Here is a 17,719-nt window from a genome sequence, read left to right as displayed (position 1 = left end):
TTAAAAATTAACATCTAATCCTAATGAGAAAATTCGTGATACCGGATAGATTCTTCCGTTGGCATCAATATTCTCAGCATCGACCCCTATATCGTTCAATGGACTAAAAGTTGCAAGATTCAATCCTGTGAGATAAAGCCTGATATTTTCAATTCCCATTTGCTGCATAGCCGTTGCAGGAAGAGAATACCCTAACTGGACATTTTTAATTCTTAGATATTGAGCATCGAATATGTAGAAATCAGATTTTGCTGCGTTGTTCACAGATTCTGCTCCTACCGTTAATCGAGGATAACTTGCATCAAGATTTTGTGGAGTCCATCTATCTAAATGTCTCTGATAAACCGGTCCTTCGTTATTATTATGAAAAGCTTCTACTAATTCACCTCTCAACCATTGTTGTCTTTGTCCTACACCCTGAACAAAAATCGAAAAATCGAATCCGTTCCAGTTGGTAGCATACGTGGCTCCGTAAGTATATCTTGGAAATTCATTTCCCAGAATAAATCGGTCGTTTTCATAATCGATTTGGCCATCCCCATTACGATCTACATATTTGATATCTCCTGGATCAACATCATTCACGAACAAAGGTGTTGCACTATTCGATATTTCTTCTTCGCTGTTGAAATAACCGTTTGATTTGAGAGCATAATATGAATTGATGGAGTAACCTTCGCGTAAAATTGTGTTCACATCAAAGCCATTAATAAATTCTCTCCCTCGCAAATCTTCAATTTCGTTCTTTGTATCGGTCAAATTGAAATTGAAGGAATGATTTACCGCGCCTGTTTCAAATTGATAATTCATGCTTACTTCCCAACCTCTGTTTCGTACAGAACCGGCGTTTTGAAATGGTTGACCTAATCCATAAGTAGCAGGAACCGGTAATTGAAGTAAGATATCTTCAGTAAGATTATCAAAAACTTCAAATGTAAGATCTAATTTACGCTCAAAGAATGATAAGTCCAGACCTAAGTTTTTCATCGTGGATGTTTCCCAGGTTCTATTAGCGTTGCTTACAGAATAATAAGATCCAGAAACTCCTACGCCTCCAAAACTATAAACATTACTTCCTGGACCAACCAGACTCTGGTATCCGTACAGGTCATTTATATCCTGGTTCCCCAACTGACCCCACGATGCTCGAATTTTAGCAAATGAAACGATGTCCTCGATAGGTTTTAGAAAATCTTCATTACTTATGATCCATCCGGCGGAAACTGAAGGAAAAACACCCCATCGATTTTCAGAAGAAAACCTGGAAGAGCCATCATATCTAATGTTACCATTAAGTTGATACCTATCATCATAGCTATAACCTATTTTCCCGAAAACAGATTGAATTGCCCATTCACTACCGGAACCATTGGCTCCCTGAATATCACCAGCATTACTAATGACACCAAAATCATTGCCCGGAATATCTATTCCTGTAACTCCAAAGAATTCATCTTTGAATTTTTCAGTAGAACCACCTATCAACAAGTTGAAATCGTGCTTTTCACCAAATGTTTTGTCGTAGGCAGCAGTCACATACGGATTAAGATAAAGAGATCGATAATAGTTATCTGTCACTGAATTTTCGTTATTACCTCCTCCGGGATAAGCAAAATCGATCGCTTTACGGAACTGGTGACTCTTATTGCTCGTAATATTACCTCCAAAAACTCCTCTTAAGGTAATATTTTCTGTAGGACGCAGCTCTATGCTGAAATTCCCTAGAAATTCATCATTTTGATTTCGAGTTGTACCGCCGACTTCCAGTTGGGCTAATGGATTACTATTACTTCCACTCGGCAAAGTGTAATCTCCATTTTCATCCAGGATTCTATAGATAGGTGGGATTCGGAGTGTCGGTTCCACAATCCATTGCTCAAAATAAGCATGGTCTTTGATATCATTTCTGGCAAAAGACATACGACCGCCAATGGTTAGCTTATCACCTATCTCTTTGCTAATATTCATTCTTGCATTATATCTTTCATACCCATACTCAGGGCCCTTGAATAAACTTTCCTGATCTAGATATCCCAGTGACAGTAAATAATTAAGTCCATTATCGGCACCACTTACTGAAAGATTATGGCTGCTTTGAAGCGCCATGTCTTTATAGATTTCCTCGTTCCAGTAAGTATTGGGGCCATTCTCTCTAAAATCCTGTATTTGCTCTGGCGTAAAAGCAGGAGACAATCCTGAATTGATCAGAGCTTCATTACGAAGCGTAGCGTACTCCCAGGAGTTTGCATATTTTGGAAAATTTGTAGGTTCCTGTACACCAAAAGATCCTCTGTATTGAAATTTCGGTTTACCTTCTTTACCATTTTTCGTAGTTACCAGGATAACACCATTAGCCGCTCGAGAACCATAAATAGCAGAAGAGGCAGCATCTTTTAGAACACTTATGCTCTCAATGTTGTTTGGGTTCACGTTGTTTAGAGAAGATATAACTCCATCTACCACAATTAATGGGGTATTTCCGTTAATTGTACTAATACCTCTAATATTTATGCTTGGCACAGAACCAGGCCTGGAGGTCGTATTTTGAATAATAAGACCTGAAGACTCTCCCTGTAGTGCCTGATATGCATTCGTCACAGGTTTTCCCTGTATCGATTTTTCTTCAATAGTGCTTACTGCGCCGGTCAGATTCGCTCTTTTTTCAGTTCCATAACCAACTACAACCACGTCGTCCAGCTGATTGACTTCACTTTCCAGGTTTATCTGGTAATCCGATTTACCTGGAACTACTGGCACTTCCATAGTCTTGTAACCCATGAAAGTGATTACTATAGTTTCTGAATTATTACTTTGAAGATTCAAAGTAAACCGGCCATCAAAATCTGTAACAGTCCCATTACTTGTGCCTTTCTCTATTACAGAAACCCCTGGAAGTGGACCTGCTTCATCGGTAATTATCCCAGAAATAACATTTTGCTGCGCATGCAGATTGAAAGAAATCAATAGCGATGCTATTAATACTAAGAATAAATAATTTTTACTCATAATTTTTTGCTATTAAGTTCATATGTCTATACATTTTAAATTTGTGTAATGATTCGTAGTATAGAATCGTTATATAATTACCATTCTTTGAAGACCTCTTTATTCGGCGAACTTCCCATTGTAAAGATTAAATGAGCACCATTTTTAAGTTGATTTAATGAAATGTCTCTTTGATTGTATGGCTGACCATTTAAAGTGACGGACTGGATATAATAATTCTCGGGACCATTATTTTTGGTTTCAATAGTTATAGTACTTCCATAACCGTTTTTAATATCAATTTTGTTGAATAATGGACTTCCCAGCTGATAAGAAGGATCGATCTCTGTAAGACCTTTTACATCAAAAAGCCCCATAGAACTCATCACATACCAGGCTCCTAATTGCCCCTGGTCTTCATCCTGACCAAAACCATATCCATGAACTCCCCCGGTTCCATAAAATTCATCAGAAATTCTTCGTACCCATTTTTGAGTTAACCAGGGATGATCTGTATAGTTAAAAAGCCAAGCGATATGAAGGTTTGGTTGGTTCCCCTGGTTATAGAGATATTTCACTCCGGCAAAAGCATCAATGTCCTCTCCTCCGAATTTTGTTTTTTCAGAAATTGTAAAAATTGAATCCAGGCGTTTTACAAAGCGTTCCTCACCCATACGTTTTACCAGTTTTCTCGGCGTATGCGGCACATAAAAAGTATATTGCCATGCGTTACCTTCCTGAAAACCTGCCCATGGTTCAAATGGATCAAAATCTTCCTTAAATTCTCCGGAAGATAATTTCGGTCGAACGAAATTGGTCTGGTCGTCATATATATTCTCCCAGTTACTTGATAATTTCATCAACTCTTCATAAGCCGAATCTTTACCCAAAGCCTTGGCAAATTGAGCTACGGCATAACTACTATAACTATATTCCAGCTGATGCGATACTGAAAATCCTGATCCCTCAGGGGTAGTTTCCCATCCAGGAACAAAATCTATATAACCCTTGTTAACAAATTGACCCAGATCTGTTTTTCCTGCTCCTTCATTACGATCTTTATATTTCACTTCATTCTCATAAGCCGCTTGAAAAGCCTGTTCAATGTCATAATCCCTGATTCCAGACTGGTAAGCTGAAGCAATAACAAGTCCTACGAAATTGGTACCAACTCCAGATACGAATTTGGAATTAGCAAGCCCGTCTCCTAACCAACCCGAGTTTTCATACACTGCCAGGTGTGTTTGGACAAAATCGTTAAAATATTCCGGCCAAATCAAGGCCCATAATTGGGTTAAATTCCAGTAAGCTCCCCAAACTGAATCTGTATTATAGAATTGAAATTCCGGTTCTCCATTCTCATCCATTGGAATTTGACCAACAGTTCCATCATTCTGAGGAAATTTACCATTCACATCACTAGCCAGTCCACGACCTAATATGGCATGAAATAATCCGGTATAGAACTTTGTTTTATTTTCAACAGAAGAATCAGAGATTTTGATTTTATTTAGTTCTTCACTCCAGGTATTCTGAGCCAATTTCTTCGCTTCATCAAAAGTCATGTTTTCGGCTTCAACTTTTAAATTAAGGCGGGCATTCTCTACGGAAGTATAAGAGAATCCTGCTTTGATTTCTATGGCATCGTTTTCTTCAGTTGCAAATTTCAGATAAAGACCTGAGCCTTTTCCCTGAACGGTAGCCTGATCTTTATATTTATCATTGCCTATAAAAGTTCCGTAGGAAACAGGTTCCTCACTTACTTTCCCAAAAAAGTACATTTTTACTACTCCATCTGGCTGATACTTCTTCACATACTCGGGATAGGTAATAACCCAGCCTTCAATTGTATTGTTTTCTTTATTAAAAGTCACCGAAGCATCTTTTACCTCTCCACTCTCACCTAGCTGGTTGCCCACATCAAAGATGAGGTAGCTTTCGTCATTCTTAGGAAAAGTATAACGCTGAAAACCAACTCTTTTTGTAGCAGTCAATTCAGCCATCACATTATAATCTTTTAATAAAACGCTATAATATCCCGGCTTCGCGGTCTCATCTTCTCTATCAAATCTGGATCTGTAACCTTCATCAGGATTTTCCAATTTTCCAGGTACCGTTTTCAAATCACCGGTCATACCTGTGAATAAAAAACCTCCAACCTGGAATTCATGAAGGTTGGCGAAACCTTCTATGCTATTATGCCTTTCATCATAACCCACGGCTTCCCAGCCGTTTTCATTCCCATAACTGCCATTGGTTGAAGGACCTAACTTGGCCATTCCAAATGGCACCGCAGCCGGAGTATAAAAGAACCATCTACTGTGAGCCGTACCAATGTTAGGATCAACATAAGACATTGGACCTTCAACTTCAGTATTCTGTTCTTTTGGTTCGTTCAGGTTTTTCTGCGCACAACCACTTAGAGTTATTAAAGAAAAAATAAAAAAAAGAAAGGGTAAACTTCGCAATTTCATACTAATTGAATTATATATTATTTGTGCATATGTACAAACATATTAATTTTATTTAAAGATATCTTAATATTTTTCAAATTATTTACGCAGACTAATAATTTTAACTATCAGTAATTCCTAAATTGCTAAAATAAATGAGAATTTTCTGGTTTAAACTCATCTCGTACTTTCAACGGTATATAGAAAACTATCCGCTTTATAATATCCGAGGTTATATTCTATAGGTCTTTCGCCCTGATCAAATACAAATCTTTTTCTGAAGAGAACTGGAGAACCCTCTTCTATCTTTAATTTACCTCCAATAAATTCACCCGCAGCCGTGGCACTGATTTCTTCTTTAGAAAGGGAAGCGATCACTGAATGTTCTTTTTCCAGCATCTCGTAGAGTGGACGAGTAAAATCTTCATTGCCGTTAAGCTCAACACGAGGATGGAAAAAAGAGATGAAGTAAACAAAAGGTTCATTTGGCCTACCACGAAGACGTTCCATCTTTAGTACCTCTCTTCCTTTTTTAATTTCAAAAAACTTAGCTAATTCCTCATCTGCGGGAACCCAGCTTAAATGAAGTTCAAAATTCTTAATTGGGATGCCTCGCAATTTCATTTCCTGCGAAAAGCTTAGCCAGTTGTTAGACTTGGAACTAACCGGTTGAGGAGCCACCTTAGTACCCATTCTTTTCTTTCTAATAAGCAGTCCTTCGAATACAAGTTTCTTCACAGCCTGCCTAACGGTAGATCTTGATATAGCAAGTTTCTTTGCTAATTCAACTTCACCAGGAAGGATTTTACCATCTCGGTACTCTTCTTTTTTTATCAATTCACGCAGTAAATCTTCTACCTGGGCGTGTAAAGGAACCGCACTTTTATGGTCTATTTTAAATTCCATTTGTATGTATTATGGCTGAACAATACTACAAATTCTTTTCTTAATTCGAATAGATACATAAAGGAAGTCAGGTCTCAATCTGTTTTCAGAGCATCTTTAATAGCCACCAGAACCAAGGGCTCCATGATTTTATAGCCTGCCTCTGTAGGATGAACTCCATCATCGGCAAACTCTTTCTTCATGCCTTTTTGCAAATTTGAAAGGTGACTGAAATAATCCAGATAGGATATTTCTTTTTCCCTGGCATAATTTTCCATCCATTTATTTATTTCTGAAATCTTGGAAACAGGCTCCAGGCCAGGTCTCCAGGGATAATCATAAACCGGTAGAATAGAACTCAAAATCACTTTAATATTATTTTGTTGCGCCAACTGTACCATCGCTTTGATATTATCTGTAATCATCTTTTTAGAAGAGAAACCTGTATTCCCTGCAATATCATTGGTACCTGCGAGAATCACTACCAGCTTTGGATTCAGATCGATTACATCGGGTGTAAATCTTATTAGCATCTGTGGTGTGGTTTGCCCGCCTATTCCTCTTCCTATGAAATTATGTTTCTCAAAGAATTCAGGATGCAAATTTGTCCAGCCTTCAGTAATGGAATTACCCATGAAAATAACATCCGGAAAATTACTGGAATCAATAATCTCCTGATTAGATTCTCTATATTTTTCTAGATTTGCCCAATCTTGGCTCATAAGTTCCTGATATTTTTCAGTTTGAGAGTAACCCAAACTGATATTGAATACAATGAAAAATAGAAAAATAAATCCTTTCATAGCATACCTACTGTTTATTTTGGTTTCTGACCACCTCAAACTGATATTTTGAGACCGTTTGATATGTTTCATTTTCGTTCAAAATAATGGACGGAAAATCCGGCTGATTTGGAGTATCAGGAAAATGCTGTGTTTCTAAAGCAAAAGCCTCCCTAAATTTATCTTTTTCTCCGGTTTTAAATTCGTTTTCACCCTTCAAAAAATTTCCGCTATAAAATTGCAGTCCGGGTTCTTCCGTATAAATATTCATTTGAATACCCGATTTATCCCCGATAACTTTTGCTGCCAAATAAAGTTCCTCCTCTCCCCTATTATTCAGAACAAAATTATGATCGTAGCCCGAACCGAAAGATAACTGCTCGTTCTCCAAATCTATATCCTGCCCTATAGCTTTAAAATTCCTAAAGTCAAATGGTGTATCTTTTACACTCCGCAACTCACCGGTTGGAATTAAACCCTGATCTACCGGAGTATATTTTTCAGCAATAATTTGTAGTTGATGATTGAGTATAGTGCCACTACCTTCACCATTTAAATTGAAGAAGGCATGATTGGTAAGATTTACCGGTGTAGCCATATCGGTGTTGGCCTCATATTTCATCAATAAAGCATTATCATCAGTTAAAGTATAAGTCACTCCAACCTCCAGATTTCCCGGAAACCCTTGCTCACCATCAGGGGACAGATAACTAAAAACCAGTGTACTATCATTACGCTGGTTTGCATCAAAAACTACATATTGAAATCCTTTATCTCCACCGTGCAGTGCATGACCGTTATTATTTTTCGGAATTTGATATTCTTTACCCTTCAGTTCAAATTTACCCTCGTTAATTCTATTTCCTACTCTTCCTATGGTCGCCCCGAAATAAGGTTCAGAAGATTCCGCATACGCTTTTACACTATTCATTCCCACTACAACATCTATTAGCTTTCCCTCTTTATCTGGAACCTGAAGGCTTACAATTCTACCTCCAAAATTGGTGATCGCAGCTTTCATTTTACCATTCTGTATCCAGAACAATTCTACCTGTTTACCGTTGATAATGGTATCGAAATTACCGGAATTTAAAATCATCTTTTCCGGTGCCTCCTCTTCAGGTAATACTTTTGAATCATCAGAAGAGTTTTTATTCTGCTTACAAGAGGAAAAAATAACAAGGAAGATCAATATTAGAATTCTGTTTGTGCTCATAGATAACAATATCAAATTTCATAGTTTTTCCATTCTTCAATTTCATTTCTCTCCTCAGGCTTGATTGAATTTTTCAGCATTTTTTCGTCATACGCCAGACCATGTTTTTCTAACACTTCAGGAGGAACACCGTCCCATACATTCGGCCGATTACCCTGATATCCTAAATATTCAATTCCTTCTTTACTCGTGAAATAACCTGTGGTAACTAAATTTCTAAGTCTGCTGAAAAATTTTGCTCCGTGAACATGCTGTGGCTTCACTTCAGCAGGATATGCTATATCATCGATGATGGCAATCTGTTCATCTTCAGATAACATTTTAAAGCCTTTTTCAAACCTCTGGTTACTTTCGTTTTCAAGCCATCTCAAGCCACCTCGCATAGGAATTTTATGCTCTGGAAGATCTTTTGTAATGAATTCGATAAATTCAGCAAGTCCTGTTTTTGAAGCTGGCGGATGATCTCCATCGCCTGGAATAATAATGTCTGCAATTAGCAATATGGTAGCCATTTCCTCGTCGGTATAGAATTTCTTCGACATGAGCTCCTCGTCATATTCGGCTTCTTCCGGAGTCCGACCATAATCAAACTCTTTTTCCCTGATATTGGTCATCTTGCTCAAATCCGGATCATCATCCAATCTGCAACTAATCAAAAGACCAGTACCAACGCCGCCAACTAGTAAACTTTTGAGTGATTCTCTTCTATTCATCTTCTGAAGATTTAAATTTTACCTTTTTTCATTTCTTCCGCTAAATAATCTGAAGCTCTCCAGGCAAGTGCAAGAATTGTCCAGGTTGGATTTTTATCTGCCTGTGATACAAACGCTCCACCGTCCATGACAAATAAATTAGGAACATCATGCGCCTGATTGTATTTGTTGAGAACTGAAGTATTTGGATCATCTCCCATCCTGGTAGTACCCACTTCATGAATAATTCTTCCCGGATTCTCCAGCCCAAACCTTGATTCTTTTCCAGGTTTATCTCCCAAAGCAACTCCGCCCATGGCATGAATGATCTCTTCAAAACTATCCTGCATATGCTCAGCCTGTTTTACTTCTTCGTCGCTCCACTTATAATTAAATTTAAGAACAGGAATTCCGAACTTATCCAGTTTGTCATTATCAATAGTACACCGATTGCCTTTACGAGGAATACTTTCGCCTCTACCTGCCATTCCAACTGTGGAACCGTAAAAACGTTTTACATCCTCCATAAATCCAAGACCATAGCCACCTGCTTTTTTCTTCTCTCCATTCATTCCAGGCACTAAGCTGTTCATAGATTCCATATTGAATCCAAAACCATAAGAAGGCATTCCCATACCTCCCCAATATTCTATATGATATCCCCTGGTAAAACCTAGATTCTTATTATCATTTTGCCACCAGGGCGTATAAAGATGCATACCTCCCACTCCATCCTCATTATACCGCTTTCTATCCATCAATGAAGGTATAAAAGCCATTCTTGAAGATCCAGTGGAATCATGCAGGTAACGGCCTACCACATCACTCGAATTTGCCAATCCATTTGGATGAGCTGAAGATTTTGAATTCAGTAGAATTCTGGCAGAGCTACAGGCACTCGCTGCAAGAATCACCACTTTGGCCCTGACTTTATAATCTTTTAAATTGGTTTTATCTATATAATGCACTCCGGTTGCCTTGCCATTTTCATCTGTGGTAACCTCTCTAACCATGGCATTTACAAAGAGATCTACATTTCCCGTTTCCTTTGCTGGATTTACTAAAACTGATGAAGAGGAAAAATCTCCATACACCGTACAGGATCGGGAACATTGATTACAATAGAAACATGCCTGTCTCTTTTTATTTACTCTTTTAGTGAGAATAGATAAACGGGATGGAATCATCGGGATCCCTGCTTTATCAGCTCCTTTTTTTATATATAATTCATGTAACCGTGGTTTTGGAGGCGGCAGAAAGTATCCATCTGGTTCATTTGCAATTCCTTCCTTAGTTCCAAAAACACCAATTAGTTTATCAATTTTATCGTAATATAGCTTTACATCATCATAGCCAATAGGCCAGTTGTCTCCTTTACCATCGAAATCTTTTCTCTTGAAATCCAGAGGTCCAAAACGTAAAGAAATTCTACCCCAGTGATTGGTTCTTCCTCCAACCATTCTGGATCTGAACCAATCGAATTCAGTTCCTCTCTCTTTGGTGTAAGGTTCTCCCTCAAGCTCCCATCCTCCATAGGCCATATCAAAATCTCCAAAGGGTCTTACGGTCGATGCGCCACGACGCGGAGATTCGTAAGGCCATCTTAGTTGTGTACGTTGTTCAGGGTTGGCAGGGTCAAAATCTGGACCGGCTTCTACCAGCGCGATCTTAAAACCTTTTTCTGATAAAATTTTAGCTGCCATTCCGCCACCGGCGCCTGAGCCGACGATGCAAATGTCGTATTTTACAGTCTGCTCTATAATTTGGAAAGACATAGACTATTATTTAAATAAGTTTTTATTTGGCTTACTACTCATCCAGAACTTCAATTCTCCACCATTCATAATCTCATCATGCTTGATAAATGGTTCCGTGAGTTCTTTTCCATTCAGTTCGACCTTCTTGATATACACATTTTTATCACTCTGATTTTTAGCGATCACCTTAAACGCATTCCCATTGCCCAGGTTCAGCGTGGCCTCGCTAATGGCAGGGCTCCCCAGAGCATAATCTACCGATCCCGGAGCGACAGGGTAAAAGCCAAGCGTACTGAAAATATACCAGGCGCTCATTTGCCCAAAATCATCATTTCCACTAAGACCATCTGCACCGGTTTGATATTTTGCTTTTAAGATCATTCTAATTTTATCCTGAGCTTTCCAGGGATCGTTAGTCCAGTTGTACATGTATGAGACGTGATGCGAAGGTTCGTTACCGTGCACATAATTCCCTATGATCCCTTCACGTGAAATATCTTCGGTGTTTTCGAAATATTTGTCCGGTAATTCCATAGTAAATAATGAATCGAGATACTGTGAAAACTGATTTTTTCCGCCCATCATTTCGATTAGTTCTGCCGGTTGATGCGGCACATATAAACTATAATTCCATCCGTTTCCTTCAATGTAGCCCTGCCCATGTGTTTCAAGTTCATCATATTCTTGTTTAAAAGTTCCGTCGCTTAACTTAGGACGCATAAATCCTGATTTTGGATCGTACACATTTTTATAATTTTCAGCACGTTTCATGAATTCATCATAGACCTGGTCATTTCCAAGTTTCTTCGCCGCCTGAGCGATGGCCCAGTCGTCATAAGCATATTCCAATGTTTTTGAAACCGAAGCAACATTTTTGTCTTCCGGCACATAACCAATATCCATATAATACTGAAGCCCGTCATAGTAACCCGTTTTTGCTGTGTTTACCATAGCATAGAGGGCATGTTTCTGGTCAAAATCGGCATTTCCCTTTACGATCGCATCAGCAATCACCGAAGCACTGTGGTACCCGATCATACACCAGTTCTCATTGCCATAATGCGACCAAACCGGTAACATGGAATGGACGCTCTGGTCATAATGCGCCATCATCGCCTGCACCATATCCTGATTTCTTTCAGGTTGCAAAACATTGAAAAGCGGATGTAACGCGCGATACGTATCCCAAAGTGAGAAGCTGGTATAATTGGTAAAACCATCAGCCTGGTGGCGGTTCCTATCAATTCCCATATACTGCCCATCGGTATCCATATAGACCGTCGGGCCTAAGAATGCGTGATACATGGCGGTATAAAAATTGACTTTTTCTTCCTGGTCTTCTTCGGAAATATCTACTTTAGAAAGTTCCTTATTCCAGGTTTCCCTGGCCTGTTGGCGTACCTCATCAAAATTCCAACCTGGAATTTCATCTTTCATATTCTGAACGGCGCCTTCAGTACTTACCGGCGAAATTGCCAGTTTTACTTCCAAAGGTTCTGAAGTATCAAAATCGAACCACATTCTAATCTGTTCTCCGGCAATTTCCGGGAAATTATGACTCTGGTCAAATTTACCCCAGAAACCATTGTACGGCTGCCGGTCGTAGCGTTCTCTTCCATATTCTTTAATGGGTTTACTAAAGGACATGGCAAAATACACTTTTCGAGTTCGTGCCCAACCATTCGTCTGGCGATAACCGGTCACAAGCGTATCATTTTCAACCCGAACAAAAGTCCATACGTTCTTATCTTCATAATTATAAATCCCATGCATTAGGTCGAAAACCAGGTGGCTTTTTTCTCCTTCCGGAAAAGTATAACGATGCATTCCCACACGAGTTGAAGCGGTCATTTCCGCTTTAATATTATAATCATCCAGCATTACGCTGTAATACCCGGCTTCGGCCGTTTCACGATCATGAGAAAACCTGCTTCGATAACCACTTTCCGGATTGGACTCGGTTCCAGGATTCAATTTGAGATCGCCGGTGGTAGGCATGATCAGGAAATCACCAAGATCTGAATGCCCAGTTCCGCTGAAATGTGTATGGCTAAAACCTACAATCGTATGATCGTCATACTGATAGCCAGCACAATATTTATACACGTCAGGGTTGTATCGGCCATTTACCGCATACGGAATGGTATCTGTGTCAGGACTTAGCTGAATGCTTCCAAAAGGTACCGTAGCACCAGGATAGGTATGTCCCATTTTGGCAGTCCCAATCATCGGGTCTACATATTGAGCAAAATCCTGATCTTCCTGTGCGGAAACTTTTGCAGTAAATAATATTGATGAAATGACGGCAAATGATCCTGCAATCGTTCCTAAATTCTTTTTCATAGCAGTAATTAGTCTTTTATTTTTCTTTTGAAAGGACCACCCCTTCGTTCGTAATTTTAACAGGGTTAATATGACCATTTTCATCAAAAGACATTTCGTCGATACAGGTAACTCTTGAATTTCCATCGGTTTCAGTTAATGGGCGACGATGATAGACAATAAAATATTCATCCTTTTCCGGATTTTTTATCACTGAATGATGTCCTGCGCCAGTGGCGATATCCATATCCTGTTTCAGAATAGTTCCTACTCTTTTAAATGGCCCCAAAGGTGAATCGGCAATGGCATACGCCACGCTGTAATCCGGGCCAGTCCAGCCACCTTCAGACCACATAAAGTAATATTTCCCACTGCGTTTGAACATAAACGGACCTTCCACATATTTATCGGGTGTTACTTCCTTAAAAGTTGTTCCGTCTTCAAAAGGCACAAAACCGGTAAAATCATCATTCATTTTAGCAACGTTGCAATGCTTCCAACCTCCATAGAACATATAATAATCATCTCCATCTTTAAAAACGAACTGATCTATAGGTTGAGCGCCATTATGAAATTTGCCAATTAACGGCTCGCCTAATAAATCTTTAAAAGGACCCTGTGGCTGGTCTGCAACCGCCACTCCAATTCCACCTAATTCCTCGTCGCTCTGAATGTCATTCGCAGCAAAAAACAGATAGTATTTATCTTCTTTGGAAATAATCGCCGGCGCCCACATCGCTTTTTTAGCCCATTTCACTTCCGAAGTATCAATAATTCGGTGATGAAATTCCCAGCTTACAAGATCTTCCGAAGAAAAGGCATCGAGAAAAACCTGTTTTTCATATGGAGCTGAGTAGGTTGGATAGATCCAGTACTCATCATTAAAAACTATTCCTTCAGGATCTGCATACCAGCCAGGGAAGACGGGATTATTTTGTGAAAGTGCGCAAAAACTACTTATTAAAAATATCGGTAAAAATAGCTTCTTCAATTTCATAGGAATGGCGGTTTTAAATAGTCACTTTTCGGGATTTATTTCTAAATCCGTAAAAGAAAATATATGCATAGCTTAAAATTACAAGAAGAAATGCAATATGAAAACCATAAGAATCGGTAATAAAACCAAAAGCAGGCGGAATCACCGCACCACCAACAATCATAGTACATAGCAGACCCGATCCCTGAGGTTTATCATTTCCTAATCCGTCCAGCGCCAGACTAAAGATTGTCGGGAACATGATTGAATTGAAAAGACCAACAGCTATTAAGGTCCACATTGCGACAAGACCTGTCGAAAATGCGGATATAACTATCATATTCACCGCTAACAAGGAAAAAATGAGTAATACTTTTGCGGGGTTAATAAGCTTGGTTAAATAAGATCCAATGAACCTGCCTATCATCGCTCCGGTCCAGTAAAACGTTACGAAAACTCCTACGATAGCCATGTCGCTTGAGGTGGAAATTCCGGAACTTAAAATCCATTCGGCAACAGAGCGCATCATAGAGTTGTTCTTTATGATTTCCGCCAAATCAAGACTTAAAAAATAATTTACCATGTAACTTCCCAGCGCGACCTCTGCTCCTACATAGAAGAAAATACCGAGTGCTCCCAATAATAAATTTCTATTTTTGAGAACTCCTCTATAATCGTTAGACGCCGCGGTATCTCCAATTTTTGGAAGGTTTACAAAAACAAATACCAAAGCAATGATCCCTATAAAAGCTGCAATCCCAAGGAATGGAACCTGTACTGCCGATGCTTCATTGATGTAATATTCAGTTCTTGCCGTATTGTCTAAAGCCTCAATTTCCCCGGAGGTCATCACACGATCTTTCAGAATAAATAAAGCACCAATTGCTGGCGCGATGGCCGTTCCCAAAGAGTTGAAGGCCTGGGACAGATTTAATCTACTGGAAGCCGTTTTTTCTGGTCCTAATACGGTAACGTATGGATTTGCTGCAACCTGAAGTACCGTAATTCCAGCGGCTAGCATAAAATAAGCCAGCATGAATACTCCGAATATCCTCATGGAGGCTGCAGGATAAAAAAGCAAACAGCCAATTCCCATGGTCACCAATCCTAAGATGATACCTTTTTTATAGCCAATCTTTGAAAGGATATAGCCCGCGGGGATTGATAATAGAAAATAAGCGCCGAAAAAGGCAAATTGTACCATCCCGGCCTGGAAATAAGACAATGTAAATACCTCTCTTAATCTTGGTATCAAAGAATCTACAAGTACTGTAATAAATCCCCAAAGGAAAAATAATACAGTAAGAAATATAAAGGCAGTTCTATGAGATTTATTCTGGTTCATTTAATTTGCTTTAATCATTAGATAGAGAGTACGGAAAATCTTTATTATTTATACCTCTCTGTTTATTTGGTTCACTATTCATTTTAAAATCCAGGGTTGCTCCCTGCATAAGTTCCTTGTGGCTCAAATAGTTTCTAGTATAGTCCTTTCCATTGAATTTCATCGATTGGATATATTTGTTTTCATCGGAATTTTCAGGAGCATTTAGGATGACTTTATTTCCATTGTCCAGATGGAGCGTTACCTTTTCAAATAATGGTGCTCCTAAAACATATTGATCTGTTGCCGGTGCCACCGGATAAAAGCCAAGCGCTGAGAAAACATACCACGCAGAAGTTTGACCATTATCTTCATCACCCGAATATCCATCTGGCGTTGGAGTATACATTCTATCCAAAGTTTCTCGAGCCCAATATTGCGCTTTCCATGGTTCCCCTGAATAATTATATAAATAGATCATATGCTGTATTGGTTGATTTCCATGCGCATATTGACCCATATTGGCAATCTGCATTTCACGAATTTCGTGGATGACACCACCATAGTAACTATCGTCAAATTTGGGAGGTAAAGAAAACACTTTATCCAACTGTGCATTAAATTCACTTTTACCGCCCATGAGATCTATCAATCCCTGAATATCATGAAAAACAGACCAGCTGTAGTGCCAGCTGTTCCCTTCAGTAAAAGCATCCCCCCATTTAAAAGGATTGAATGGCTTCATAAATTCACCATTCTCATTCTTACCTCGCATCAGCTTTGTTTCTGGATCGTAGAGGTTTTTATAATTCAGAGCTCGCTGACGATATTTATCAATTTCAGCTTTTGGCTTATTTAATTTCTTAGCCAATTGATAGATCGCAAAATCATCATAAGCATATTCTAAAGTTCTGGCGGCATTTTCGTTGATATCCACATCATAAGGCACATAACCCAGTTTCTTGTAATATTCTGCTCCGGCCCGGCCAACCGCTGTCATAGGTCCCTCGTTGTTTGCGCCATGAATCAAAGCTTCGTAGAGGTTCTCAATATCATAATCGTAAGCATCCCCACTTTTTAAATAAGCTTCTGAAACTACCGAAGCCGAATTATTGCCCACCATGATATTTCTAAGCCCGGGGCTCGCCCACTCCGGCAACCAGCCACTTTCATCATAAGCATTGGAAAGTCCTTCCTGCATATGTCCGTTCAATTCAGGATACATAAGATTTAGAAAAGGAAACAAAGCCCGAAAAGTATCCCAAAAACCGGTATCAGTAAACATATAGCCTTCACGAACTTCTCCGTTGTAAGGACTGTAGTGGACTACATTTCCATCTTCATCGAATTCATAAAATTTCCGCGGAAACAATAAGGTTCTATACAGAGCCGAATAAAAAGTCTCGATCTGTCCCGGGGTTCCACCCTCCACTTCTATCCTACTCAATTCCTTATTCCATATTTCGCGGCCTCTCTTTTTGATTTCCTCAAAATCTTTATTCCCTATCTCTTTCAAATTTCTTTCTGCCTGTTCGTGACTAATAAAAGAAGATGCAACCTTAGCATTTACTACTTCACCCTTCATGGTTTTGAATCCCACCACGGCACCAGCATGAATGGAATTTGATTCCAGAGAAGAACTCAATATAGAATCGCTGAAGGTCTTTTTTATCTCAAATTCCTTGTCGAAAATCACCACAAAATAATTTTTGAAATTTTCAGGAACTCCTCCACTATTTCGAGTAGTATAACCAATCACCTTATTTTCCTCAGGTAAAATCTTTACATAGGATCCATTATCGAAGGCATCGATAATTACGAACGAACTATCAGTTTCAGGAAAAGTGAATTTAAATCTTGCTGCTCTTTCAGTTGGAGTGATCTCTGTTGTTACATCATGATCTGCCAGGTAAACGCTGTAATAATTAGGTTTTACGATTTCAGCTTTATGCGAAAACCAACTCTGCCTTTCCTCTTCCTTAAACTTTAAAGATCCGGTAACCGGCATGATGGAAAATTGACCATAATCATTCATCCAAGGTGATGGTTGATGTGTTTGCTTGAACCCTCGTAATTTGTTTGCATCATAAGTATAAGCCCAGCCGTTTCCCATTTCACCGGTTTGAGGTGTCCAGAAATTCATGCCCCAGGGCATAGCGATGGCCGGATAAACATTTCCATTTGATAAGGAATAATCTGAATCTGTACCAATTAACGGATTTACGTAATCCACGGGATTCTCAATTTTTCCTATCCTTTCTTTTTGCGCCTGCAAAACCTGTATGGATATAAGAAATAAAATGGTACTCTTAATTAAATTCATTCTG

11 protein-coding genes are annotated in these 17,719 nt (G+C 39.1%); all 11 read right to left on the bottom strand.

Going from position 1 to position 17,719, the window contains the following annotated elements:
• The gene (locus ACSHZO_RS13815) at positions 1–3,006 is read right to left on the bottom strand and encodes a SusC/RagA family TonB-linked outer membrane protein (RefSeq protein ID WP_298247916.1); all 3,006 of its coding nucleotides are present in this window, start codon (positions 3,004–3,006) and stop codon (positions 1–3) included.
• Between the two features lie 77 nt (positions 3,007–3,083).
• Positions 3,084–5,459: a GH92 family glycosyl hydrolase gene (locus tag ACSHZO_RS13810; RefSeq protein ID WP_298247915.1), complete on the bottom strand. Its 2,376-nt coding sequence runs from the start codon at positions 5,457–5,459 to the stop codon at positions 3,084–3,086.
• A 156-nt stretch (positions 5,460–5,615) separates the two neighbouring features.
• Complete coding sequence (locus tag ACSHZO_RS13805; RefSeq protein ID WP_298247914.1) at positions 5,616–6,344, bottom strand: GntR family transcriptional regulator; 729 nt, start codon at positions 6,342–6,344, stop codon at positions 5,616–5,618.
• 74 nt (positions 6,345–6,418) lie between these two features.
• The gene (locus ACSHZO_RS13800) at positions 6,419–7,126 is read right to left on the bottom strand and encodes an SGNH/GDSL hydrolase family protein (protein ID WP_298247913.1); all 708 of its coding nucleotides are present in this window, start codon (positions 7,124–7,126) and stop codon (positions 6,419–6,421) included.
• Positions 7,127–7,133: 7 nt separating this feature from the next.
• Positions 7,134–8,321, bottom strand: coding sequence for an aldose epimerase family protein (locus ACSHZO_RS13795; protein ID WP_298247912.1), 1,188 nt, complete (start codon positions 8,319–8,321; stop codon positions 7,134–7,136).
• An 11-nt stretch (positions 8,322–8,332) separates the two neighbouring features.
• The gene (locus ACSHZO_RS13790; RefSeq protein WP_298247911.1) at positions 8,333–9,034 is read right to left on the bottom strand and encodes a gluconate 2-dehydrogenase subunit 3 family protein; all 702 of its coding nucleotides are present in this window, start codon (positions 9,032–9,034) and stop codon (positions 8,333–8,335) included.
• Positions 9,035–9,045: 11 nt separating this feature from the next.
• On the bottom strand, positions 9,046–10,788 hold the full coding sequence (locus ACSHZO_RS13785; protein WP_298247910.1) for a GMC family oxidoreductase: 1,743 nt from the start codon (positions 10,786–10,788) through the stop codon (positions 9,046–9,048).
• A 6-nt stretch (positions 10,789–10,794) separates the two neighbouring features.
• On the bottom strand, positions 10,795–13,113 hold the full coding sequence (locus tag ACSHZO_RS13780; protein ID WP_298247909.1) for a GH92 family glycosyl hydrolase: 2,319 nt from the start codon (positions 13,111–13,113) through the stop codon (positions 10,795–10,797).
• A gap of 16 nt (positions 13,114–13,129) precedes the next feature.
• The gene (locus tag ACSHZO_RS13775) at positions 13,130–14,089 is read right to left on the bottom strand and encodes a glycoside hydrolase family 43 protein (protein WP_298247908.1); all 960 of its coding nucleotides are present in this window, start codon (positions 14,087–14,089) and stop codon (positions 13,130–13,132) included.
• Between the two features lie 13 nt (positions 14,090–14,102).
• Complete coding sequence (locus ACSHZO_RS13770; protein WP_298247907.1) at positions 14,103–15,413, bottom strand: sugar MFS transporter; 1,311 nt, start codon at positions 15,411–15,413, stop codon at positions 14,103–14,105.
• 10 nt (positions 15,414–15,423) lie between these two features.
• Positions 15,424–17,715: a GH92 family glycosyl hydrolase gene (locus ACSHZO_RS13765; protein ID WP_298247906.1), complete on the bottom strand. Its 2,292-nt coding sequence runs from the start codon at positions 17,713–17,715 to the stop codon at positions 15,424–15,426.
• Positions 17,716–17,719: the final 4 nt, after the last annotated feature.

This window comes from Christiangramia sp. 3-2217-3z (genome assembly GCF_051195275.1).
GTDB lineage: Bacteria > Bacteroidota > Bacteroidia > Flavobacteriales > Flavobacteriaceae > Christiangramia > Christiangramia marina.
The sequence above is the reverse complement of the archived record's forward strand: the minus strand, read 5'-3'. Positions and strand labels throughout refer to the sequence as shown.

What these genes read in the sequence shown, in the direction of transcription:
- ACSHZO_RS13810 (WP_298247915.1), bottom strand. Translation starts at nt 5,459, where the DNA reads ATGAAATTGCGAAGTTTACCCTTTCTTTTTTTTATTTTTTCTTTAATA.
- ACSHZO_RS13765 (WP_298247906.1), bottom strand. Translation starts at nt 17,715, where the DNA reads ATGAATTTAATTAAGAGTACCATTTTATTTCTTATATCCATACAGGTT.
- ACSHZO_RS13785 (WP_298247910.1), bottom strand. Translation starts at nt 10,788, where the DNA reads ATGTCTTTCCAAATTATAGAGCAGACTGTAAAATACGACATTTGCATC.
- ACSHZO_RS13775 (WP_298247908.1), bottom strand. Translation starts at nt 14,089, where the DNA reads ATGAAATTGAAGAAGCTATTTTTACCGATATTTTTAATAAGTAGTTTT.
- ACSHZO_RS13815 (WP_298247916.1), bottom strand. Translation starts at nt 3,006, where the DNA reads ATGAGTAAAAATTATTTATTCTTAGTATTAATAGCATCGCTATTGATT.
- ACSHZO_RS13770 (WP_298247907.1), bottom strand. Translation starts at nt 15,413, where the DNA reads ATGAACCAGAATAAATCTCATAGAACTGCCTTTATATTTCTTACTGTA.
- ACSHZO_RS13805 (WP_298247914.1), bottom strand. Translation starts at nt 6,344, where the DNA reads ATGGAATTTAAAATAGACCATAAAAGTGCGGTTCCTTTACACGCCCAG.
- ACSHZO_RS13790 (WP_298247911.1), bottom strand. Translation starts at nt 9,034, where the DNA reads ATGAATAGAAGAGAATCACTCAAAAGTTTACTAGTTGGCGGCGTTGGT.
- ACSHZO_RS13780 (WP_298247909.1), bottom strand. Translation starts at nt 13,113, where the DNA reads ATGAAAAAGAATTTAGGAACGATTGCAGGATCATTTGCCGTCATTTCA.
- ACSHZO_RS13800 (WP_298247913.1), bottom strand. Translation starts at nt 7,126, where the DNA reads ATGAAAGGATTTATTTTTCTATTTTTCATTGTATTCAATATCAGTTTG.
- ACSHZO_RS13795 (WP_298247912.1), bottom strand. Translation starts at nt 8,321, where the DNA reads ATGAGCACAAACAGAATTCTAATATTGATCTTCCTTGTTATTTTTTCC.